The sequence below is a fragment of the Pseudomonas sp. A2 genome (assembly GCF_023100865.1).
Lineage (GTDB): Bacteria > Pseudomonadota > Gammaproteobacteria > Pseudomonadales > Pseudomonadaceae > Aquipseudomonas > Aquipseudomonas asiatica.
Genome location: NZ_CP039127.1, coordinates 5,101,263 through 5,122,010, shown reverse-complemented (window position 1 = coordinate 5,122,010; position 20,748 = coordinate 5,101,263). Strand labels below are relative to the sequence as shown.

The following is a 20,748-nucleotide window of genomic DNA, read 5'->3' as shown; positions in this document are numbered from 1 at the left end:
TGCTCAAACCTGACTCACAGGTTTACACTGCGAGTTCCCTTCACAGGAGCAGAGCAGTGCTGACACATCTTGATTCCCAGGGGCGGGCCAACATGGTCGACGTCACTGAAAAGGCCGTGACCGAGCGTGAGGCCACCGCCGAGGCGCGGGTGCGCATGTTGCCGCAGACCTTGCAGATGATCGTCGACGGTGAACACCCCAAGGGCGACGTGTTCGCCGTGGCGCGCATTGCCGGGATCCAGGCGGCGAAGAAGACCAGCGAACTGATCCCGCTGTGCCACCCGCTGATGCTGACCAGCGTCAAGGTCGAGCTGAGTGCCGAGGGGCAGGACGCCGTGCGTATCGTCGCCCGCTGCAAGCTGGCCGGGCAGACCGGCGTGGAGATGGAGGCGCTGACCGCCGCCAGCGTGGCTGCGCTGACGATCTATGACATGTGCAAGGCTGTGGATAAAGGTATGGTCATCGAGCAGGTGCGCCTGCTGGAAAAGCTTGGCGGCAAGAGTGGCCACTACAAGGTGGAGGCGTGATGAAGGTCAAGGTGATGTACTTCGCCCGTTACCGCGAATTGTTGGGCGTGGATGCCGAGCGGGTGGAGGGTGCGTTCAAGGTGCTCGACGATGTGCGCCAGGCCTTGGTGGCCAAGGGCGGGCAGTATGAAGTGCTGGCCGAGCAGAACCTGATGTGTGCGCGCAACGAAGAACTGTGCAAGCTCGATGAGCCGCTGGAAGAGGGCGATGAAGTGGCGTTCTTCCCGCCGGTGACCGGAGGCTGAACATGGCTGTGCGAGTCCAGGAAGGTGCGTTCGACCCGGGAGCCGAGACCAATGCCATGCACGCGGCCAATGTCGGTGTGGGCGCGGTGGTCGGTTTTGTCGGCTACGTGCGGGATTTCAACGATGGCCGCGAGGTGGCGGGGATGTTCCTCGAGCACTATCCGGGCATGACCGAAAAGGCCTTGGCCAAGATCGTGGTGGAGGCAGAGCAGCGCTGGCCGTTGCTCAAGGTGGAGGTGCTGCACCGCATCGGTGCGCTCGAGCCGGGTGAGCCGATCGTGTTCGTCGGCGTGGCCAGTGCCCATCGGCAGGCGGCGTTCGATGCCTGCAACTTCATCATGGACTATCTGAAGACGCGGGCGCCGTTCTGGAAGAAGGAAAATACCCAGGAAGGGGCACGGTGGGTGGAAGGGAAACAGAGTGATCAGGATGCGGCGGAGCGCTGGTAGATCCTTGTTTGATGGCCGGGGCGAAGCCCCGGTTCGCGGGTGAACCCGCTCCCACAGGTGCATCACAGGTTTGAAAGCTGTGCAGTACCCGTGGGAGCGGGTTTACCCGCGAAGAGGCCGGCACAGGTCAATGATGCTTGCGCGGCACCGGCTTCAGCAGCTCATCCGGCGGCATTTCACACTTGATCTTGCGCCCCAGCAGCTCTTCGATCGCTGGCAGCTGGTACGAGTCATCCTCACCGGCAAAGCTGATCGACACACCACTGGTGCCCGCACGGCCTGTACGGCCAATGCGGTGCACGTAGTCGTCCGGGTCTTCCGGCAGGGTGAAGTTGATCACGTGGCTGATGCCATCGATGTGAATGCCACGCCCCGCCACGTCGGTGGCCACCAGCACGGTGATGCGCCCTTCGCGGAAGTTCTCCAGGGTACGGATACGCTTGTGCTGCGGCACGTCACCCGACAACTGCGCGGCATTGATGCCGTCGCGCACCAGTTTTTCCTCGATGCGCCGCACTTCGTCCTTGCGGTTGGCGAACACCATCACCCGTTCCCACTTGTTCTGGGTCACCAGGTTGTACAGCAGCTTGTACTTGTCGCTGCCGGCCACCGCATAGACGTGCTGCTCCACCGTTTCGCTGGCAACGTTCTCCGGCTCGATCTCGACGATGGCCGGGTTGGTGGTCCACTGCTTGGCCAGGTTCATCACGTCGTCGGTGAAGGTGGCGGAGAACAGCAGGGTCTGGCGCTCGCTTTTCGGCGGCGTCTGGCGAATGATCTGGCGCACCTGGGGGATGAAGCCCATGTCGAGCATGCGGTCGGCTTCGTCCAGCACCATCACTTCGACCATGTCCAGGTGCACCTCACCGCGCTGGTTGAAGTCCAGCAGGCGCCCCGGAGTGGCCACCAGGATGTCGCAATGGCGCGCTTCCAGGGCCTTGAGCTGTTTGTCGAAGTCCATTCCGCCGACGAAGCTCATCACGTTCAGGCCGGTGTACTTGGTCAGGGCGATGGCGTCCTTGGCGATCTGTACCACCAGCTCACGGGTGGGCGCGATGATCAGCGCACGTGGCTCGCCCATGTAGCGTTCCTTCGGCGGCGGCGTCTGCTGCAGCTGGGAAATGATCGAGATCAGGAACGCCGCAGTCTTGCCGGTACCGGTCTGGGCCCGGCCGATGGCGTCCTGACCGCGCAGGGTGTAACCCAGCACCTGTGCCTGGATCGGCGTGCAGTACGGGAAGCCCAGGTCGTGGATGGCATGCATCAGTTCGTTGGACAGCTTGAAGTCGTGGAAGCGGGTCTTGCCTTCCTGTGGCTCGACCACGAAGTCTTCCGGTTTCCACAGGCTGGCCTGCGGCTTGGGCTTGCGCTCGCGACGCGGTTTGTCCTTGGCCGGCTTGTCGGCGGCTGGCGTAACGGCGGCAGGCTGTTCGGCCCGGGGAGTGGGGGTGGCGCGTGGTGCGGCCGGTTTTTCCGCAGGCCGGGCCTCGCTGGCGGGTGCGGGCGCAGGCGGCGTCACGCTGGCAGCAGGAGCGACGGCCTGTGGCGCGGCGTCTCCCTTGCCGAAAATTTTCTTGAGTGCCTTGAGCACGATCGTCTCATCAACTGGTTAAGGAATGTACGCCGGGCAGTGTAATGCAAGATTCAGGCGCGGCGTAGTGGAATAGCCTTACAACTACAGACAGCCCTGGCTTATTGCAATTGCTTGCTCAGCCAGTCGTGGATGTCGCTCAACTCTTCCACCACCACTTCGTGTTCCATCGGGTATTCGTGCCAGCGGGCGGCAACGCCCCAGGTATTGAGGTACTCGAAGGCGGTGCGGCCCATGGAAGGGATCACCACCGGGTCGTGCACACCATGCAGGCACAAGGCCGGGGTGCGTTGCTGGCAGGCGCTCAACTGATGCTGGTCGTTGAAGGTGGGGGCGTAGGTGGACAAGGCGATCACGCCACCCAGCGCTTCTTGCCACTTTATATAGGCAGTGTGCAGTACCACCGCGCCACCCTGGGAGAAGCCAGCCAGGAAAATCCGCGACAGGCTGATGCCTTTGGCCTGCTCGGCCTTGATCAGGCTAATGACCTGTTCGGCCGATTCCTCCAGCTGCGCCTCGTCGATGGCGCGAGCCGGGGTCATGGCCTTGATGTCGTACCAGCTGGGCATGGCGTAGCCGCCGTTGATGGTTACCGGGCGGGTGGGAGCCTGGGGCATGACGAAACGGGTGCTGAGCAGGCGTTCCTGCATGAATTCGGCCACTGGTAGGAAGTCGTAACGGTCGGCACCCAGGCCGTGCAACCAGATCACACAAGCGTCTGCGGTTTTCTGCGGTTCGAGAATCAGCGGGTTGGTCATGACTGCTCCGAAAGTGTGCGGGTCTTGTTATGGCGTGCGTGAAAAGAAGGCGCTGGAAATGATTGTCGGAAAAAGAATGTCGCAACGATACAACTTTCCCTACTTGACGAGCGCTTAAACGCTACAGCCGCAAATTTTGGTACGCGCTTTGCAATTCACCCAATGATGCAAAGGGCAGGCCGTGACGGTAACACCCTTTGCACGCGAAGGCTGTCACAGAACAGTCCATTGCGCCATTGACCCAATAACAAGCCAATACGGGTCGGATACGCCTCAAAAGGGTGCGGTGCAATTCCGGCTCGATACAACAAGAGCGATTTGGAGGTTGTGAATGAAGATGTTGAAAACCACCCTGGCAGTCCTGACCGCTGCCGCCGCGCTGGGCGCCGTGAGCAACGCCCAGGCCGGCGCCACCCTGGATGCGGTAAAGAAGAAGGGCTTCGTCCAGTGTGGCGTGAGCGACGGTCTTCCAGGCTTCTCGGTACCTGATGCGCAGGGCAAGATCGTTGGTATCGACGCCGACGTGTGCCGCGCCGTAGCCGCCGCTGTATTCGGCGACGCGACCAAGGTCAAGTTCAGCCAGCTCAACGCCAAGGAACGCTTCACCGCACTGCAGTCGGGCGAAGTCGACGTACTGTCGCGCAACACCACCTGGACCAGCTCGCGTGATGCCGGCATGGGCCTGGTGTTCGCCGGTGTTACCTACTATGACGGCGTTGGCTTCCTGGCCAACAAAAAGCTGGGTGTATCCAGCGCCAAGGAACTCGATGGCGCGACCATCTGCATCCAGGCCGGTACCACCACCGAGCTGAACGTGTCGGACTACTTCCGCGCCAATGGCCTGAAGTACACCCCGATCACCTTCGACACCTCGGATGAAAGTGCCAAGTCGCTGGAATCGGGCCGTTGCGACGTGCTGACCTCCGACAAGTCGCAGTTGTTCGCCCAACGCTCCAAGCTGGCCGCGCCGACCGAATACGTGGTACTGCCGGAAACCATCTCCAAGGAACCGCTGGGCCCGGTGGTGCGTAAAGGCGACGAAGAATGGTTCAGCATCGTCAAGTGGACCCTGTTCGCCATGCTCAACGCCGAAGAGGCGGGCATCACCTCGAAGAATGTCGAGGCCGAAGCCAAAAGCACCAAGAACCCGGACGTCGCCCGCCTGCTGGGCGCGGATGGCGAGTACGGCAAGGACCTCAAGCTGCCCAAGGACTGGGTAGTGCAAATCGTGAAGCAAGTCGGTAACTACGGCGAAGTGTTCGAGAAGAACCTGGGCCAGAGCACCGACCTGAAGATCGACCGTGGCATGAACGCCCTGTGGAACAACGGCGGCATCCAGTACGCGCCACCTGTGCGCTGATGGCTGCACCCTGCGGCGGCATCCCGCCGCCGCAGGCTGTTCGGAACCCTACTTTCCGGGGCACTTCATGCAAAATCGAATCGGCGCACAAAAGGGTTTATCCCTGAGCGATCCACGTGTGCGCGCGTGGCTGTTCCAGATTCTCACGATAGTCTTCGTGGTCGGTCTGGGCTGGTATCTGTTCCACAACACGCAAACCAACCTGCAACACCGGGGTATCACCTCGGGCTTCGACTTTCTCGACCGCAGTGCCGGCTTCGGCATCGCCCAGCACCTGATCCCCTACGTGGAATCAGACAGCTATGCGCGGGTGTTCGTCATCGGCCTGCTCAACACCTTGCTGGTGACGTTCATCGGCGTGGTGCTGGCGACCATCCTTGGCTTCATCATCGGTGTGGCGCGGTTGTCGCCGAACTGGATGATCAACAAGCTGGCGACCGTGTATGTGGAAACCTTCCGCAACATCCCGCCGTTGTTGCAGATCCTGTTCTGGTACTTCGCCGTGTTCCTGACCCTGCCGGGACCGCGGGGCAGCATCAATATCGACGACACCTTCTTCATCAGCAACCGTGGCCTGAACATGCCCGGCGCATCCATGGCCGAAGGCTTCTGGCCGTTCGTCGTGGCCCTGGTCCTGGCGCTGCTGGCCATCGTGGTGATGGTGCGTTATGCCAACAAGCGCTTCGACGAGACGGGCGAGCCATTCCACAAGTTCTGGGTGGGGCTGGCGCTGTTCATCGCCGTCCCAGGCGTTTGCGCACTGCTGTTCGGCAGCCCGGTGCACTGGGAAGTGCCGCAATTGAAAGGATTCAACTTCGTCGGTGGCTGGGTACTGATCCCCGAGCTGCTGGCGCTGACCCTGGCGTTGACCATCTACACCGCTGCGTTCATCGCCGAGATCGTACGCTCCGGTATCCGTTCGGTCAGCCATGGCCAGACCGAGGCCGCGCGCTCGCTGGGCCTGCGCGAGGGGCCGACCCTGCGCAAGGTGATCATCCCCCAGGCACTGCGGGTGATCATTCCGCCGCTGACCAGCCAGTACCTGAACCTGGCGAAGAACTCGTCGCTGGCGGCCGGTATCGGCTACCCGGAGATGGTCTCGCTGTTCGCCGGTACCGTGCTCAACCAGACCGGCCAGGCCATCGAGGTGATCGCCATCACCATGAGTGTCTATCTCGCCATCAGCATCAGCATTTCGCTGCTGATGAACTGGTACAACAAGCGCATTGCGCTGATCGAGCGGTGAGGATACGCCAGTGAATGCCCATGTTTTCAAACCCGACATGCCGCCACCGGTGAAAACCGTCGGCGTGCTCGCATGGATGCGTGCCAATCTGTTCTCCAGCTGGCTCAATACGCTGCTGACCCTGTTTGCCATCTACCTGGTTTGGCTGATCGTGCCGCCGCTGCTGCAGTGGGCGTTGCTTGATGCCAACTGGGTCGGCACCACCCGCGCCGACTGCACCAAGGAGGGCGCCTGCTGGGTGTTCGTGCAGCAGCGTTTCGGCCAGTTCATGTACGGCTACTACCCGGCCGAGTTGCGCTGGCGCGTGGACCTGACCGTGTGGCTTGCCGTGCTTGGCGCCGCCCCGCTGTTCATCAAACGCTTCCCACGCAAGGCCTTCTACGGCCTTGGCTTCCTGGTGGTGTACCCGCTGCTGGCCTACACCCTGCTGCACGGGGGCATGCTGGGCCTGGAAAGCGTACCTACCAGCCAGTGGGGCGGGCTGATGCTGACCCTGGTGATTGCCACCGTGGGCATTGTCGGCGCATTGCCGCTGGGAATCCTGCTGGCCCTGGGGCGGCGCTCGAAAATGCCTGCGGTGAAGGTGGTGTGCGTGACCTTCATCGAGTTCTGGCGCGGCGTGCCGCTGATCACCGTGCTGTTCATGTCATCGGTGATGCTGCCGTTGTTCCTGCCTGAGGGCATGAGCTTCGACAAGCTGCTGCGGGCGATGATCGGCGTGATCCTGTTCCAGTCGGCGTATATCGCCGAGGTGGTGCGTGGCGGCCTCCAGGCCATCCCCAAGGGCCAGTACGAAGCTGCTGCGGCCATGGGCCTTGGCTACTGGCGGGCGATGGGCCTGGTGATTCTGCCGCAGGCGCTCAAGCTGGTAATTCCCGGCATCGTCAACACCTTCATTGCCCTGTTCAAGGACACCAGCCTGGTGATCATCATCGGCCTGTTCGACCTGCTGAACAGCGTCAAGCAAGCTGCTGCCGACCCGGCCTGGCTGGGTATGGCTACCGAGGGCTACGTGTTCGCCGCCCTGGTGTTCTGGATTTTCTGTTTCGGTATGTCCCGCTACTCCATGCATCTGGAGCGCAAGCTGGACACTGGCCACAAGCGTTAGGAGTTTCGAAATGAGTGAAGCGATCAAGCAGCCTGCCGGCCCCGAAGGCATCATCCAGATGCAGGGCGTGAACAAGTGGTACGGCCAGTTCCATGTGCTCAAGGACATCAACCTGAACGTGCGCCAGGGCGAGCGCATCGTGCTGTGCGGGCCGTCCGGCTCTGGCAAGTCCACCACCATCCGTTGCCTCAACCGCCTTGAAGAGCACCAGCAGGGGCGCATCGTGGTCGATGGTGTGGAGCTGACCAACGACCTCAAGCAGATCGAGGCCATCCGCCGCGAAGTGGGCATGGTGTTCCAGCACTTCAACCTGTTCCCGCACCTGAGCATCCTGGAAAACTGCACCCTGGCGCCGATGTGGGTGCGCAAGATGCCGCGGCGCAAGGCCGAGGAAATCGCCATGCACTACCTGGAGCGGGTGCGTATTCCGGAGCAGGCGCACAAGTACCCGGGGCAGTTGTCCGGTGGTCAGCAGCAGCGTGTGGCGATTGCCCGCGCGTTGTGCATGAAACCGAAGATCATGCTGTTCGACGAACCGACCTCGGCGCTGGACCCGGAAATGGTCAAGGAAGTGCTCGATACCATGGTGGGCCTGGCCGAGGACGGCATGACCATGCTCTGCGTGACCCACGAGATGGGCTTTGCCCGGACCGTGGCGAACCGGGTGATCTTCATGGACAAGGGCGAGATCGTCGAGCAGGCGGCGCCGGATGACTTCTTCGACCGGCCACGCAGTGACCGGACCAAGTTGTTCCTGAGCCAGATCCTGCATTGATGTAGCCGGGGGCCGCTTTGCGGCCCATTCGCAGCACAAGGCTGCTCCTACAAGGGAAATGCGATCTCCTGTAGGAGCAGCCTCGTGCTGCGAAGCAGCCCCCCAGAGACCAGATCGCAGCCTTACTTCTCTTCCTTGGCGACTGCCGGCGCCGGTGGTGGCCGCAGGCCCACCTCGGCGATCAGCTTCAACTGCTGCCCATTGCGCATCACCTCGATGGTGATCTTCTCGTTGGGCTTGATCCGCGCCACCTGGTTCATCGACTTGCGCCCGTCACCGGCCGGCTCGCCGTTGATGCTCAGGATCACGTCACCCAGCTGCAGCCCGGCCTTTGCCGCCGGCCCTTCGCGGAAGATGCCCGCCACCACGATGCCCGGGCGGTCCTTCATGCCGAACGATTCGGCCAGTTCCTGGCTCAGTGGCTGTACTTCGATGCCCAGCCAGCCACGGATCACCTGGCCGTGCTCGATGATCGACTTCATCACCTCCAGTGCCAGTTTCACCGGGATGGCGAAGCCGATACCTTGCGAACCGCCGGACTTGGAGAAGATCGCCGTGTTGATGCCGATCAGGTTGCCGTTGGCATCCACAAGCGCACCGCCGGAGTTACCCGGGTTGATCGCCGCGTCGGTCTGGATGAAATCTTCGTAGTTGTTCAGGCCCAGCTGGTTGCGGCCAGTGGCGCTGATAATACCCATGGTCACGGTCTGGCCGACCCCGAACGGGTTGCCGATGGCCAGCGACACGTCGCCGATGTGAATGTTGTCGGAGCGGCCGATGGTGATTGCCGGCAGGCTCTTCAGGTCTATCTTCAGCACCGCCAGGTCGGTTTCCGGGTCGCTGCCGATGACCCGGGCCAATGTCTCGCGGCCATCCTTCAGGGCCACGACGATCTGGTCGGCGCCGCTGGTGACATGGTTGTTGGTCAGCAGGTAGCCTTCGGGGCTCATGATCACCGCCGAGCCCAGGCTCGACTCCCAGCGGCGCTGCTTGGGCAGGTTGTCGCCGAAGAAACGGCGGAACTGCGGGTCTTCGAACAGCGGGTGGGCGCTCTTGTTCACCACCTTGGTGGTGTACAGGTTGACCACCGCCGGGGCGGCCAGGGTCACGGCGTCGGCGTAGGATACCGGGCCCTGCATGATCCGCGTGGTCTGCGGTGCCTGCTGCAGGTTGACGTCCTGGCTGGGCAGGCCGACCCACTCCGGGAAGCGCTGGATGATCAGCATGGCGATCAGTACGCCGGTAAGCAGGGGCCAGCCAAAATAACGCAAAGCCTTGAACATGAATGAATCCTGGAAATAGCCGGGGACGATGACCGTGCGGTGGGCATGAGCGCGCGCGATCATACACCGGTTCCCCCAGTGCCGGCGACGGCCCATAATGGCCGGCATTATACGGGCGTTGCATGGGCGTTGTGCCCGAGAAAAACGCAGATTTCGAGGAGATTTTCATGGCCGTCGCTCTGAACACCCTGGTCGAGGAAGCCGAGCGTTACCTGGGCAGCGCGAAGATCCAGGATTATTGCCCCAACGGCCTGCAGGTCGAAGGCCGGCCGCAGGTCAGCCGCATCGTCAGCGGCGTTACCGCCAGCCAGGCGTTGCTGGATGCGGCAGTCGAAGCCGAGGCCGACCTGGTGCTGGTGCACCATGGCTACTTCTGGAAGGGAGAGAACCCTTGCGTCACCGGCATCCGGCAGCGCCGGCTGAAAACCCTGTTGAACAACGACATCAGTCTGCTGGCGTTCCACCTGCCGCTGGACGTGCACCCGGACGTGGGCAACAACGTGCAACTGGCGCGGCAACTGGACATCACCGTCGAAGGGCCGCTGGACCCGGAGAACCCCAAGGTGGTCGGCCTGGTCGGCTCGCTGGCCGAGCCGATGACCGCGCTCGATTTCGCCCGGCGGGTGCGGGAGGTGCTGGGGCGTGAGCCTCTGCTGGTCGAAGGTGAGCAGATGATCCGGCGGGTCGGCTGGTGTACCGGGGGCGGGCAGGGCTACATCGACACGGCGATTGCGGCCGGGGTGGACCTGTACCTGACCGGCGAGGCGTCGGAACAGACCTACCATAGCGCCCGCGAGAATGGCGTCAGCTTCATTGCCGCCGGGCACCATGCCACCGAGCGGTATGGGGTGCAGGCGCTGGGTGATTACCTGGCGCGGCGCTTTGCCGTGGAGCACCTGTTCATCGATTGCCCGAACCCGATCTGACATCGGCGTCGCCTTCTTCGCGGATACAGTGTTGATGGCGCGGTCCCTGTAGGAGCAGCCTTGTGCTGCGAAGAGGCCAGTGAGGCAAAAGAGCTTTTTGGGCAGTAACGGCCTCTTCGCAGCACAAGGCTGCTCCTACAGACCCTGTGCCTGTCCAGAGACCAATACCGGGCCTGCCAGCCCAAACCCGCAGTCATATCGTTAGACTTTTTCGATCTAGCCGGCCTCCTAAATAGAAGCAGCCGCTGTGATAAAGTGGCTCGCTCGAACACGGCCCGCAGGCCGTCCATAAGATCGCTTTTCGTGAGTAGCCATGGTCGACAAACTGACGCACTTGAAACAGCTGGAGGCGGAGAGCATCCACATCATCCGCGAGGTGGCCGCCGAGTTCGACAACCCGGTGATGCTGTACTCGATCGGCAAGGATTCCGCCGTGATGCTGCACCTGGCGCGCAAGGCCTTTTTCCCAGGCAAGTTGCCGTTCCCGGTGATGCACGTCGACACCCAGTGGAAATTCCAGGAGATGTACAGCTTCCGCGACAAGATGGTCGAGGAAATGGGCCTGGAGCTGATCACCCACGTCAACCCCGAGGGTGTGGCGCAGGGCATCAACCCGTTCACCCATGGCAGCTCCAAGCACACCGACATCATGAAGACCCAGGGCCTGAAGCAGGCGCTGGACAAGCATGGTTTCGATGCCGCCTTCGGTGGTGCGCGCCGCGACGAAGAGAAGTCGCGGGCCAAGGAGCGCGTTTACTCGTTCCGTGATAGCAAGCACCGCTGGGACCCGAAGAACCAGCGCCCGGAACTGTGGAACGTGTACAACGGCAAGGTCAACAAGGGCGAGTCGATCCGCGTCTTCCCGCTGTCGAACTGGACCGAGCTGGACATCTGGCAGTACATCTACCTCGAAGGCATCCCGATCGTGCCGCTGTACTTCGCCGCCGAGCGCGAAGTCATCGAGAAGAACGGCACCCTGATCATGATCGACGACGAGCGCATCCTCGAACATCTCACCGATGAAGAGAAAGCGCGCATCGTCAAGAAAAAGGTGCGTTTCCGTACCCTTGGCTGCTACCCGCTCACGGGCGCTGTCGAATCGGAAGCCGAGACGCTCACCGACATCATTCAGGAAATGCTCCTGACGCGCACTTCCGAGCGCCAGGGCCGAGTCATCGACCACGATGGCGCCGGTTCCATGGAAGACAAGAAACGTCAGGGCTACTTCTAATTTTCAGGGTTACTCCATGTCGCACCAATCCGATTTGATCAGCGAAGACATCCTCGCTTATCTGGCTCAGCACGAGCGCAAAGAACTGCTGCGTTTTCTCACCTGCGGCAACGTGGATGACGGCAAGAGCACCCTGATCGGGCGCTTGCTGCATGACTCGAAGATGATCTACGAGGACCACCTCGAGGCCATCACTCGCGATTCGAAAAAGGTCGGCACCACCGGCGAGGAAGTCGACCTGGCGCTGCTGGTCGACGGTCTGCAGGCCGAGCGCGAGCAGGGCATCACCATCGATGTCGCCTACCGCTATTTCTCCACCGCCAAGCGCAAGTTCATCATTGCCGACACCCCGGGCCACGAGCAGTACACCCGCAACATGGCCACCGGCGCGTCCACCTGCGACCTGGCGATCATTCTGGTCGATGCCCGCTACGGCGTGCAGACCCAGACCCGCCGCCACAGCTACATTGCCTCTTTGCTGGGCATCAAGCACATCGTCGTCGCGGTCAACAAGATGGACCTCAAGGGCTTCGATCAGGACGTCTTCGAGTCGATCAAGGCCGACTACCTGAAGTTCGCCGAAGCCATCAACCTGACCCCGAGCAGCCTGCACTTCGTGCCGATGTCGGCGCTCAAGGGCGACAACGTGGTCAACCACAGCGAGCGTTCGCCGTGGTACGCCGGCCCGACGCTGATGGAAATCCTCGAAACCGTCGAAGTGTCGGCCGACCGCAACTTCACCGACCTGCGCTTCCCGGTGCAGTACGTCAACCGTCCGAACCTGAACTTCCGCGGTTTCGCGGGCACCATCGCCAGCGGCGTGGTGCACAAGGGCGATGAAATCGTCGTGCTGCCGTCGGGTAAGAGCAGCCGCGTCAAGTCCATCGTCACCTACGAAGGCGAGCTGGAAAACGCAGGCCCCGGCCAGGCCGTGACCCTGACCATGGAAGACGAGATCGACATCTCCCGTGGCGACCTGCTGGTGCATGCCGACAACGTCCCGCCGGTCACCGACCAGTTCGACGCCATGCTGGTGTGGATGGCCGAGGAGCCGATGCTCCCGGGCAAGAAATACGACATCAAGCGCGCCACCAGCTACGTGCCGGGCTCGATTGCCAGCATCACCCACAAGGTCGATGTGAACACCCTGGAGCAGGGCGCTGCCAGCGCGCTGCAGCTGAACGAGATCGGCCGCGTCAAGGTGTCCCTGGACGCCTCGATCGCCCTGGACGGTTACGAAAGCAACCGCACCACCGGTGCGTTCATCGTCATCGACCGGCTGACCAACGGCACGGTCGGCGCCGGCATGATCATCGCCCCGCCAGTCCTGCCGCACGGCAGCACCGGCCATCATGGCAAGCTGTGCCATGTGGCCACCGAAGAGCGCGCCCTGCGCTTCGGCCAGCAGCCTGCCACCGTGCTGTTCAGTGGCCTGTCCGGCGCTGGCAAGAGCACCCTGGCCTACGCCGTGGAGCGCAAGCTGTTCGACATGGGCCGTGCAGTGTACGTGCTCGACGGCCAGAACCTGCGCCATGACCTGAACAAGGGCTTGCCGCAGGACCGCGCAGGCCGCACCGAGAACTGGCGCCGCGCTGCCCATGTGGCGCGCCAGTTCAACGAAGCCGGTCTGCTGACTCTGGCCGCGTTCGTGGCCCCGGATGCAGAAGGCCGCGAACAGGCCAAGGCATTGATCGGCAAGGAGCGCCTGGTGACCGTTTACGTCCAGGCCTCGCCGCTGGCCTGCCGTGAGCGTGACCCGCAAGGCTTGTACGCTGCTGGTGGCGACAACATCCCGGGCGAAAGCTTCCCGTACGATGTGCCGCTGGATGCCGACCTTGTGATCGATACCCAGGCCACGAGCGTGGATGAGGGCGTGAAGCAGGTGCTGGACGTGCTGCGTCAGCGTGGCGCGATCTAAGCGCTAGCCTGCAAGGAAAACCCCGCCTCGGCGGGGTTTTTTGTTTCTATGCCCGGCATACATGCGCGGGTCTCTTGTGGGAGCGGCCTTGTGTCGCGAAAGGGCGCTCCCACAAAGGATTGCGTGAGCTTTGGATTTTGAGCAAGGCAGTTGTTCCCGCATGGACTGTGCATGTCGTTCAGATGTGTTTTTCCGACACCGGTATCACCCGCCGTTCCTTCACTGCCTTGTAGGAAAAACTCGAGTAAATCTCCTTCACCCCCGGCAACCGTTGCAGCACTTCCCGGGTGAACTCGCCAAACGACTCCAAATCCCGCGCCAGGATCTCCAGCAAGAAGTCGTAGCGCCCGGAGATGTTGTGGCAGGCGACAATCTCGGGAATTTCCATCAGCCGCTGTTCGAATGCCAGTGCCATGTCCTTGGTGTGCGAGTCCATCATGATGCTGACGAACGCGGTGACGCCAAACCCCAGTGACTTGGGCGAGAGGATGGCCTGGTAGCCGGTGATGTAGCCGTTGTCCTCCAGCAACTTGACCCGCCGCCAGCATGGCGAGGTGGTCAACGCTACCTGGTCGGCAAGTTCGGCAACGGTGAGGCGGGCGTTGTCCTGCAGGGCAGCGAGCAGGGCGCGGTCGGTGCGGTCGAGGCGTGAAGGCATGTTTTGCCCTCCTGGTCCGGTAGTTATTATTTTTGTTCCAACAAGCACGCGTATGCGTGGGCCATTTTGGAAAAAATCGGGCAGCTCGGTGGCATAAGCTTATAGCAAACCACAAGAGGCTGTTGCCATGCGCGACTCCCATAACAACACCGGTTTTTCCACGCGGGCCATTCACCATGGCTACGATCCGCTGTCCCACGGTGGCGCCTTGGTGCCGCCGGTGTACCAGACCGCTACTTATGCCTTCCCCACAGTCGAATACGGTGCTGCTTGCTTCGCCGGGGAGGAGCCGGGGCATTTCTACAGCCGCATTTCCAACCCTACCTTGGCCCTGCTGGAACAGCGCATGGCCTCGCTGGAGGGTGGCGAGGCAGGGCTGGCATTGGCGTCGGGCATGGGGGCCATCACCTCGACGATCTGGACCCTGTTGCGCCCTGGTGATGAGCTGATCGTCGGGCGAACTTTGTACGGCTGCACTTTTGCTTTCCTGCACCATGGCATTGGCGAATTCGGGGTGAAGATCCGCCATGTCGACCTGAACGATGCCAAGGCCCTGAAAGGGGCGATCAACAGCAAAACACGGATGATCTACTTCGAAACGCCGGCCAACCCCAACATGCAGCTGGTGGATATCGCCGCGGTGGCCGAGGCGGTACGCGGGCATGATGTGCATGTCGTGGTCGACAACACCTACTGCACGCCCTACCTGCAGCGGCCGCTGGAGCTGGGGGCGGACCTGGTGGTGCATTCGGCGACCAAGTACCTCAGTGGCCACGGTGATATCACTGCCGGGCTGGTGGTGGGGCGTAAGGCGCTGGTCGACCGCATTCGCCTGGAAGGGCTGAAGGACATGACCGGGGCGGTGCTGTCACCCCACGATGCGGCGCTGCTGATGCGCGGTATCAAGACCTTGGCCCTGCGCATGGACCGCCATTGCGCAAATGCCCAGCAGGTGGCCGAAGTTTTGGCGCGGCAGCCGCAGGTGGAGCTGATTCACTACCCGGGTTTGCCGTCGTTTGCACAGTACGAGCTGGCGCAGCGGCAGATGCGTTTGCCGGGCGGGATGATCGCCTTCGAGTTAAAGGGGGGTATCGAGGCCGGGCGCAGGTTCATGAATGCCTTGCAACTGTTTGCGCGGGCGGTGAGCCTGGGCGATGCCGAGTCGCTGGCGCAGCATCCGGCGAGCATGACGCACTCCAGCTATACCGCGAAGGAGCGGGCGCATCACGGGATATCGGAGGGGCTGGTGCGCCTGTCGGTGGGGCTGGAGGACGAGGAGGACCTGCTGGCGGATGTCGAGCAGGCATTGCAGGCCTGCAGCTAGGTTGCCTGGGCCGACCTCTTCGCGGGTAAACCCGCTCCTACAGGTCAGGCGCAGTATTTGAAACCTGCGCCGCCCCTGTGGGAGCGGGTTCACCCGCGAAGAGGCCAGTGAATCCAGCCCATGAAAAAGGCCTCTTGCGAGGCCTTTGTCATTTTCTGCAGATCAGCGCTTGAGCCCGTAGCTCTCGTCGAGCATGCCCGGCGAGTTCGGCGCCTTCGGTGCGTAGTCACGCGGCACTTCGGCATCCTTCGGCGGGGTCAAGCGGTCGCGTGGGCCTTGCGCTGCCTCGGAGTGCAGGGCTGCCAGCAAGCGTTGGCGAGTGACGTCGTCCAGGGCCAGGCTGTTGGCGCCTTCGGCCAGGTGGTCCTGCACGTCCTGATAGCTTTGGGTCAGTTTCTTGACCAGCACGGCAGTGCTGTTGAAATGAGTAACCACTTCGTTCTGATAGCTGTCGAAGCGCTTCTGGATATCATCCAGTTGACGCTGGGTGCTGCTCGGCGCGGCATTGGGCAGCAGGCGAGCGACGACGAACCCAACCACCACGCCGATGACCAGGGCCAGGGTCGGCAACAACCAAACAAGGAGCGAGAGTTCCACGAGTCCTTCCTCTATAAACGGCTTTGCTTTACGTTAACGGCTCAGACCTGCGCTGTATACCGCGAGCGATCGCAAATCAGAACAGAATTCCTCATCTAGACGAATCGACCCCTTCCGAGGTCACGGAGTAGTGCCTTGCTTGTCCGCGAAACCCCCTTGTTCATCGATGGCCCCTGCGGCCAGCTGGAAGCCTTGTACCTGGACGTGGCCAATGCCCGTGGCGTGGTGCTGATCTGCCACCCCAACCCGGTCCAGGGCGGCACCATGCTCAACAAGGTGGTCTCGACCCTGCAGCGCACCGCCCGTGACGCCGGCTATGTGACCCTGCGTTTCAACTACCGTGGCGTCGGGCAGAGCGCCGGCAGTCATGACATGGGCGCTGGCGAAGTGGCCGATGCCGAGGCCGCTGCGGCCTGGCTGCGCGAAAAGCACCTGGGCCTGCCGCTGGTGCTGATGGGTTTCTCGTTCGGCGGCTTCGTCGCCACCAGCCTGGCCGGCCGCCTGGAGGCCACTGGAGTAGAGCTGCAGCAGCTGTTCATGATCGCCCCTGCGGTCATGCGCCTGACGGCGGATTTCCCGCTGCCGCAGCGCTGCCCGATCACCGTGGTGCAGCCTGACGCCGACGAAGTCGTCGCGCCGCAGCTGGTTTACGAATGGTCCGACAGCCTGTCGCGCCCCCATGAGCTGCTGAAAGTGGCAGAATGCGGACACTTCTTCCATGGCAAGCTGACCGATCTGAAGGATCTGCTGCTGCCGCGCCTTTCGAACTGAGCCAAGCCTGAATAAGCGAACACCCATGACCACGCGCATTCTCACCGGTATCACCACCACCGGCACTCCGCACCTGGGCAACTACGCCGGCGCCATCCGCCCGGCGATCCGTGCCAGCCAGCAGCCCGGTGTCGACTCGTTCTACTTCCTGGCCGACTACCACGCCCTGATCAAGTGCGACGACCCGCTGCGTATCCAGCGTTCGCGTCTGGAAATTGCCGCCACCTGGCTGGCTGGCGGTCTCGATCCGGACAAGGTGACCTTCTACCGCCAGTCCGATATCCCGGAAATCCCCGAGCTGACCTGGCTGCTGACCTGCGTCAGCGCCAAGGGCCTGCTCAACCGTGCACACGCCTACAAGGCCTCGGTGGACAAGAACCTGGAAAATGGCGAGGACCCGGATGCCGGCGTGACCATGGGCCTGTACAGCTACCCGGTGCTGATGGCTGCGGACATCCTGATGTTCAACGCCAACAAGGTGCCGGTCGGTCGTGACCAGATCCAGCACGTGGAAATGGCCCGCGACATCGGTCAGCGCTTCAACCACCTGTTCGGCCAGGGCAAGGACTTCTTCGCCCTGCCGGAAGCGGTGATCGAGGAGAGCGTGGCGACCCTGCCGGGCCTGGACGGGCGCAAGATGTCCAAGAGCTACGACAACACCATCCCGCTATTCACCAGCGCCAAGGAGATGAAAGACGCCATCTCGCGCATCGTCACCGACTCGCGTGCGCCTGGCGAGGCGAAAGACCCGGACAACGCTCACCTGTTCACCCTGTTCCAGGCCTTCTCGACGCCGGCGCAGTGCGCCGAGTTCCGTGAAGAGCTGCTGCAGGGCCTGGGCTGGGGCGAGGCCAAGCAGCGGCTGTTCCAGCTGCTGGACGGCCAGCTGGCCGAGAAGCGCGAGTACTACCACCAGCTGATCGCCCGTCCGGCGGACCTGGAAGACATCCTGCTGGCCGGCGCTGCCAAGGCTCGCAAGATCGCCACGCCATTCCTCGAGCAGCTGCGCGAGGCCGTTGGCCTGCGTTCGTTCCGTAGCAGCGTGCAGGCCAGCACCGAAGTGAAGAAGAAGGCCGCCAAGAGTGCGCGTTTCGTCAGCTTCCGCGATGAAGACGGCAGCTTCCGCTTCCGCCTGCTTGCCGCTGATGGCGAGCAACTGCTGCTGTCGCGCAGCTTCGCCGACGGCAAGAGCGCCGGCGCCGTGAGCAAGCAGCTGCAGCAAGGTGGCGAGGCGGATGTACGCGTCGAAGGCCTGGGTTTCGGTCTGTGGCTGAACGGTGAACAGGTTGCCGACGGGCCGCAGTTCGACAGCGCCGAAGCCCGTGATTCGGCCATCGAAAGCCTGCGTGCAGCGCTTGCGCCACAACCGGACTGAGGCATTTCGCCTGTAGGAGCGGGTTTACCCGCGAACACCGGCAAAGCCGGTGCCATCCAGCACTTAGTTGGTGTGGATGAGGCATATTGACGCAAGTCTGATTGCCATTAAGCGGGCCTGTCGCTACAGTGACGGCCCGTTTTTTGTTGCCTCGCTAACGAATCATGACGCCCCTAGAACGATATCAAGCAGATCTGAAACGTCCCGACTTCTTCCATGACGCGGCGCAGGAAACTGCGGTGCGTCACCTGCAGCGCCTGTACGATGACCTGGTACACGCGCAGAACAACAAGCCGGGCGTGTTCGGCAAGCTGTTCGGCAAAAAGGAGCAGACCCCGGTCAAGGGCCTGTACTTCTGGGGTGGGGTAGGGCGCGGCAAGACCTACCTGGTCGATACCTTCTTCGAGGCGCTGCCGTTCAAGCAGAAGATGCGCACGCACTTCCACCGCTTCATGAAGCGTGTGCACGAGGAAATGAAAACCCTCAAGGGCGAGAAGAACCCGCTGACCATCATTGCCAAGCGCTTCAGCGAAGAAGCCAAGGTCATCTGTTTCGACGAATTCTTCGTATCGGACATTACCGACGCGATGATCCTCGGTACCCTGATGGAAGAGTTGTTCAAGAACGGCGTATCGCTGGTGGCTACCTCCAACATCGTGCCGGACGGTCTGTACAAGGACGGCCTGCAGCGCGCGCGCTTCCTGCCGGCCATCGCCATGATCAAGCAGTACACCGAGGTGGTGAACGTCGACAGCGGGGTCGACTACCGCCTGCGTCACCTGGAGCAGGCCGAGCTTTACCATTACCCGCTCGATGAAGCGGCTCACCAGAGCCTGCGCGCAAGCTTCAAGGCACTGACCCCCGAGTGCACCCAGGCGGTCCAGAACGACGTGCTGATGATCGAGAATCGCCCGATCAATGCCCTGCTTACCTGTGACGACGTGGCCTGGTTCGACTTCCGCGCCCTGTGCGACGGCCCCCGCAGCCAGAACGACTACATCGAACTGGGCAAGATCTTCCATGCCGTGCTGTTGAGCAACGTGGAACAGATGGGGGTCACCACCGACGACATCGCCCGCCGCTTCATCAACATGGTGGACGAGTTCTACGACCGCAACGTCAAGCTGATCATCTCGGCCGAGGTGGAGCTGAAGGACCTGTATACCGGTGGGCGCTTGGCCTTCGAGTTCCAGCGCACCCTGAGCCGCTTGCTGGAGATGCAGTCGCACGAGTTCCTGGCGCGGGCGCACAAGCCTTGAAATTGCCGGGGCCGCTTTGCGGCCCTTTCGCGACACAAGGCCGCTCCTACAGGATTACGCGATTCCCTGTAGGAGCGGCCTTGTGTCGCGATGGGCTGCAGGGCAGCCCCATTGGCCTCAAGCCTCTTGCATGAACTGTTGCCGATACTGGTTCGGCGACAACTCGGTATGCTGGCGGAACAGCCGCGCAAAGAAACTGGCATCGTCATAGCCCACCTCATAACTGATGGTCTTGATGCTCTTGCGCGTGCTCGACAACAAGCCCTTGGCCGTCTCGATCCTCAACCGTTGCAGGTAGTGCAGCGGCTTGTCACCCGTAGCGCTCTGGAAACGCCGCATGAAATTGCGAATGCTCATGCCGTGGTTGCGAGCCACGTCCTCGAAGCGGAACTTGTCGGCGAAGTGTTCTTCCAGCCAGTGCTGTATCTGCAGGATGATCAGGTCCTGATGCAGCTTCTGCCCGCCAAAGCCCATGCGTCCCGGGGTGTAGTTGCGCTGCACTTCGTAGAGGATGTCGCGGGACACGGCGCGGGCCACGTTGGCGCCGCAGAAGCGTTCGATCAGATAGATGTACAGGTCGCAGGCTGAAGTGGTCCCGCCGGCGCAATAGAGGTTGTCTGCATCGGTCAGGTGCTTGTCCTGGTTCAGCCGGATCTTCGGGAAGCGTTCGGCAAAGCTGTTGAAGAAGCGCCAGTAGGTGGTCGCTTCCTTGCCATCGAGCAGGCCGGACTCGGCCAGCCAGAATACGCCACTGGCCTCGGCGCACAGCACCGAGCCGCGGGCATGCTGTTCACGCAGCCACGGCAGTACCTGTGGATAACGTTGCAGCAGGTTGTCGAAGTCATCCCAGAAGGCCGGGAGGATGATCACGTCGGCGTCGTCAAGGCCGCCTTCGACCGGCAACTGCACATTGCTGAAGCTGTCCACGGGCTGGCCGTCCGGGCTTACCAGGCGAATCTCGAACATGGGCTGCAGGCCCAGGCCCAGTTGCTTGCTGTAGCGCAAGCTGGCGAGGTGGAAGAAATCCTTGGCCTGCATCAAGGTCGAAGCGAACACCTTGTCAATGGCCAGGATGCTGACGCGCCGCAGCGACGCGGAGGGTTGGGTAAACATCATTGTCATTGTTCTTATAGGGTAGAGTGGTCAATCACCGGCTGGATCGTCTTATTTTTTGGCGATTGTGTCTAGCCTGTGCAGCAGAGGGGCAGAGCCAACCGGTAGGAGCAGCCTTGTGCTGCGAAGAGGCCATTGCTGCCACAGGCAACCTTCAGCCATACAGGCCTCTTCGCAGCACAAGGCTGCTCCTACAGGTGTCCCACAGGCCTCGAAGTGGGCACAGGGTCCGGC

The 20,748-nt window shown here is 62.1% G+C and carries 20 protein-coding genes; 14 read left to right on the top strand and 6 right to left on the bottom strand.

The window, feature by feature from the left end:
- The first annotated feature begins 56 nt into the window (after positions 1-56).
- From moaC to moaE, 3 genes are read left to right on the top strand one after another with little or no spacing between them, the layout of a single operon-like run.
- Positions 57-527: a cyclic pyranopterin monophosphate synthase MoaC gene (gene moaC, locus E5221_RS23740; protein ID WP_013974145.1), complete on the top strand. Its 471-nt coding sequence runs from the start codon at positions 57-59 to the stop codon at positions 525-527.
- Entirely contained in the window at positions 527-772 is a 246-nt protein-coding gene (moaD, locus tag E5221_RS23735; RefSeq protein ID WP_003251777.1) for a molybdopterin converting factor subunit 1, read from the top strand. Before moaC ends, moaD begins: the two co-directional genes overlap by 1 nt.
- 2 nt (positions 773-774) lie before the next feature.
- Positions 775-1,221: a molybdopterin synthase catalytic subunit MoaE gene (gene moaE / locus E5221_RS23730; protein WP_013974144.1), complete on the top strand. Its 447-nt coding sequence runs from the start codon at positions 775-777 to the stop codon at positions 1,219-1,221.
- Between the two features lie 127 nt (positions 1,222-1,348).
- Here the strand turns inward: moaE and rhlB are convergent, their stop codons facing one another.
- The gene (rhlB, locus tag E5221_RS23725; protein ID WP_039613012.1) at positions 1,349-2,812 is read right to left on the bottom strand and encodes an ATP-dependent RNA helicase RhlB; all 1,464 of its coding nucleotides are present in this window, start codon (positions 2,810-2,812) and stop codon (positions 1,349-1,351) included.
- 101 nt (positions 2,813-2,913) lie between these two features.
- Positions 2,914-3,570: an alpha/beta fold hydrolase gene (locus tag E5221_RS23720; RefSeq protein WP_013974142.1), complete on the bottom strand. Its 657-nt coding sequence runs from the start codon at positions 3,568-3,570 to the stop codon at positions 2,914-2,916.
- A 331-nt stretch (positions 3,571-3,901) separates the two neighbouring features.
- Between E5221_RS23720 and E5221_RS23715 the strand changes: the two genes are divergently transcribed.
- The 4 genes from E5221_RS23715 to E5221_RS23700 all read left to right on the top strand — a co-directional run bounded on the left by E5221_RS23715 (position 3,902) and on the right by E5221_RS23700 (position 8,059).
- The gene (locus tag E5221_RS23715; RefSeq protein ID WP_013974141.1) at positions 3,902-4,930 is read left to right on the top strand and encodes an amino acid ABC transporter substrate-binding protein; all 1,029 of its coding nucleotides are present in this window, start codon (positions 3,902-3,904) and stop codon (positions 4,928-4,930) included.
- A gap of 67 nt (positions 4,931-4,997) precedes the next feature.
- Positions 4,998-6,176 carry an amino acid ABC transporter permease gene (locus tag E5221_RS23710; protein WP_247846538.1) on the top strand — a complete coding sequence of 393 codons (1,179 nt, stop codon included), beginning with the start codon at positions 4,998-5,000 and terminating at the stop codon, positions 6,174-6,176.
- 10 nt (positions 6,177-6,186) lie between these two features.
- Positions 6,187-7,284 carry an amino acid ABC transporter permease gene (locus tag E5221_RS23705; RefSeq protein ID WP_013974139.1) on the top strand — a complete coding sequence of 366 codons (1,098 nt, stop codon included), beginning with the start codon at positions 6,187-6,189 and terminating at the stop codon, positions 7,282-7,284.
- Between the two features lie 10 nt (positions 7,285-7,294).
- Entirely contained in the window at positions 7,295-8,059 is a 765-nt protein-coding gene (locus E5221_RS23700) for an amino acid ABC transporter ATP-binding protein (RefSeq protein WP_003251792.1), read from the top strand.
- Positions 8,060-8,181: 122 nt separating this feature from the next.
- On the opposite strand, the gene algW is transcribed toward E5221_RS23700, so the two are convergent.
- Entirely contained in the window at positions 8,182-9,342 is a 1,161-nt protein-coding gene (algW, locus tag E5221_RS23695) for a Do family serine endopeptidase AlgW (protein WP_015271734.1), read from the bottom strand.
- A 167-nt stretch (positions 9,343-9,509) separates the two neighbouring features.
- On the opposite strand from algW, the gene E5221_RS23690 reads away from it, so the two are divergent.
- The 3 genes from E5221_RS23690 (at position 9,510) to cysN (ending at position 13,417) form a co-directional block, all read left to right on the top strand.
- Complete coding sequence (locus E5221_RS23690; protein ID WP_015271733.1) at positions 9,510-10,268, top strand: Nif3-like dinuclear metal center hexameric protein; 759 nt, start codon at positions 9,510-9,512, stop codon at positions 10,266-10,268.
- Between the two features lie 313 nt (positions 10,269-10,581).
- Entirely contained in the window at positions 10,582-11,499 is a 918-nt protein-coding gene (gene cysD / locus E5221_RS23685) for a sulfate adenylyltransferase subunit CysD (RefSeq protein WP_013974136.1), read from the top strand.
- A 16-nt stretch (positions 11,500-11,515) separates the two neighbouring features.
- On the top strand, positions 11,516-13,417 hold the full coding sequence (gene cysN / locus E5221_RS23680) for a sulfate adenylyltransferase subunit CysN (protein ID WP_023661810.1): 1,902 nt from the start codon (positions 11,516-11,518) through the stop codon (positions 13,415-13,417).
- 178 nt (positions 13,418-13,595) lie between these two features.
- Here cysN and E5221_RS23675 read toward each other — a convergent pair whose 3' ends face one another.
- Positions 13,596-14,075 carry an Lrp/AsnC family transcriptional regulator gene (locus E5221_RS23675; protein WP_013974134.1) on the bottom strand — a complete coding sequence of 160 codons (480 nt, stop codon included), beginning with the start codon at positions 14,073-14,075 and terminating at the stop codon, positions 13,596-13,598.
- Between the two features lie 127 nt (positions 14,076-14,202).
- Between E5221_RS23675 and E5221_RS23670 the strand changes: the two genes are divergently transcribed.
- Complete coding sequence (locus E5221_RS23670; protein ID WP_247846537.1) at positions 14,203-15,399, top strand: methionine gamma-lyase; 1,197 nt, start codon at positions 14,203-14,205, stop codon at positions 15,397-15,399.
- Positions 15,400-15,561: 162 nt separating this feature from the next.
- Here the strand turns inward: E5221_RS23670 and E5221_RS23665 are convergent, their stop codons facing one another.
- The gene (locus tag E5221_RS23665) at positions 15,562-15,996 is read right to left on the bottom strand and encodes a DUF1043 family protein (protein WP_003257164.1); all 435 of its coding nucleotides are present in this window, start codon (positions 15,994-15,996) and stop codon (positions 15,562-15,564) included.
- Positions 15,997-16,131: 135 nt separating this feature from the next.
- Between E5221_RS23665 and E5221_RS23660 the strand changes: the two genes are divergently transcribed.
- From E5221_RS23660 to zapE, 3 genes are all read left to right on the top strand, one after another.
- Positions 16,132-16,767 (top strand): alpha/beta fold hydrolase, encoded by a 636-nt coding sequence (locus E5221_RS23660; RefSeq protein WP_061552449.1) that lies wholly within the window; start codon positions 16,132-16,134, stop codon positions 16,765-16,767.
- 25 nt (positions 16,768-16,792) lie between these two features.
- Positions 16,793-18,142 carry a tryptophan--tRNA ligase gene (locus E5221_RS23655; protein ID WP_025340563.1) on the top strand — a complete coding sequence of 450 codons (1,350 nt, stop codon included), beginning with the start codon at positions 16,793-16,795 and terminating at the stop codon, positions 18,140-18,142.
- Between the two features lie 164 nt (positions 18,143-18,306).
- Positions 18,307-19,401: a cell division protein ZapE gene (gene zapE / locus E5221_RS23650; protein ID WP_013974130.1), complete on the top strand. Its 1,095-nt coding sequence runs from the start codon at positions 18,307-18,309 to the stop codon at positions 19,399-19,401.
- A 117-nt stretch (positions 19,402-19,518) separates the two neighbouring features.
- Here zapE and E5221_RS23645 read toward each other — a convergent pair whose 3' ends face one another.
- Positions 19,519-20,439 (bottom strand): GlxA family transcriptional regulator, encoded by a 921-nt coding sequence (locus E5221_RS23645; protein WP_169774643.1) that lies wholly within the window; start codon positions 20,437-20,439, stop codon positions 19,519-19,521.
- Positions 20,440-20,748 lie beyond the last annotated feature (309 nt).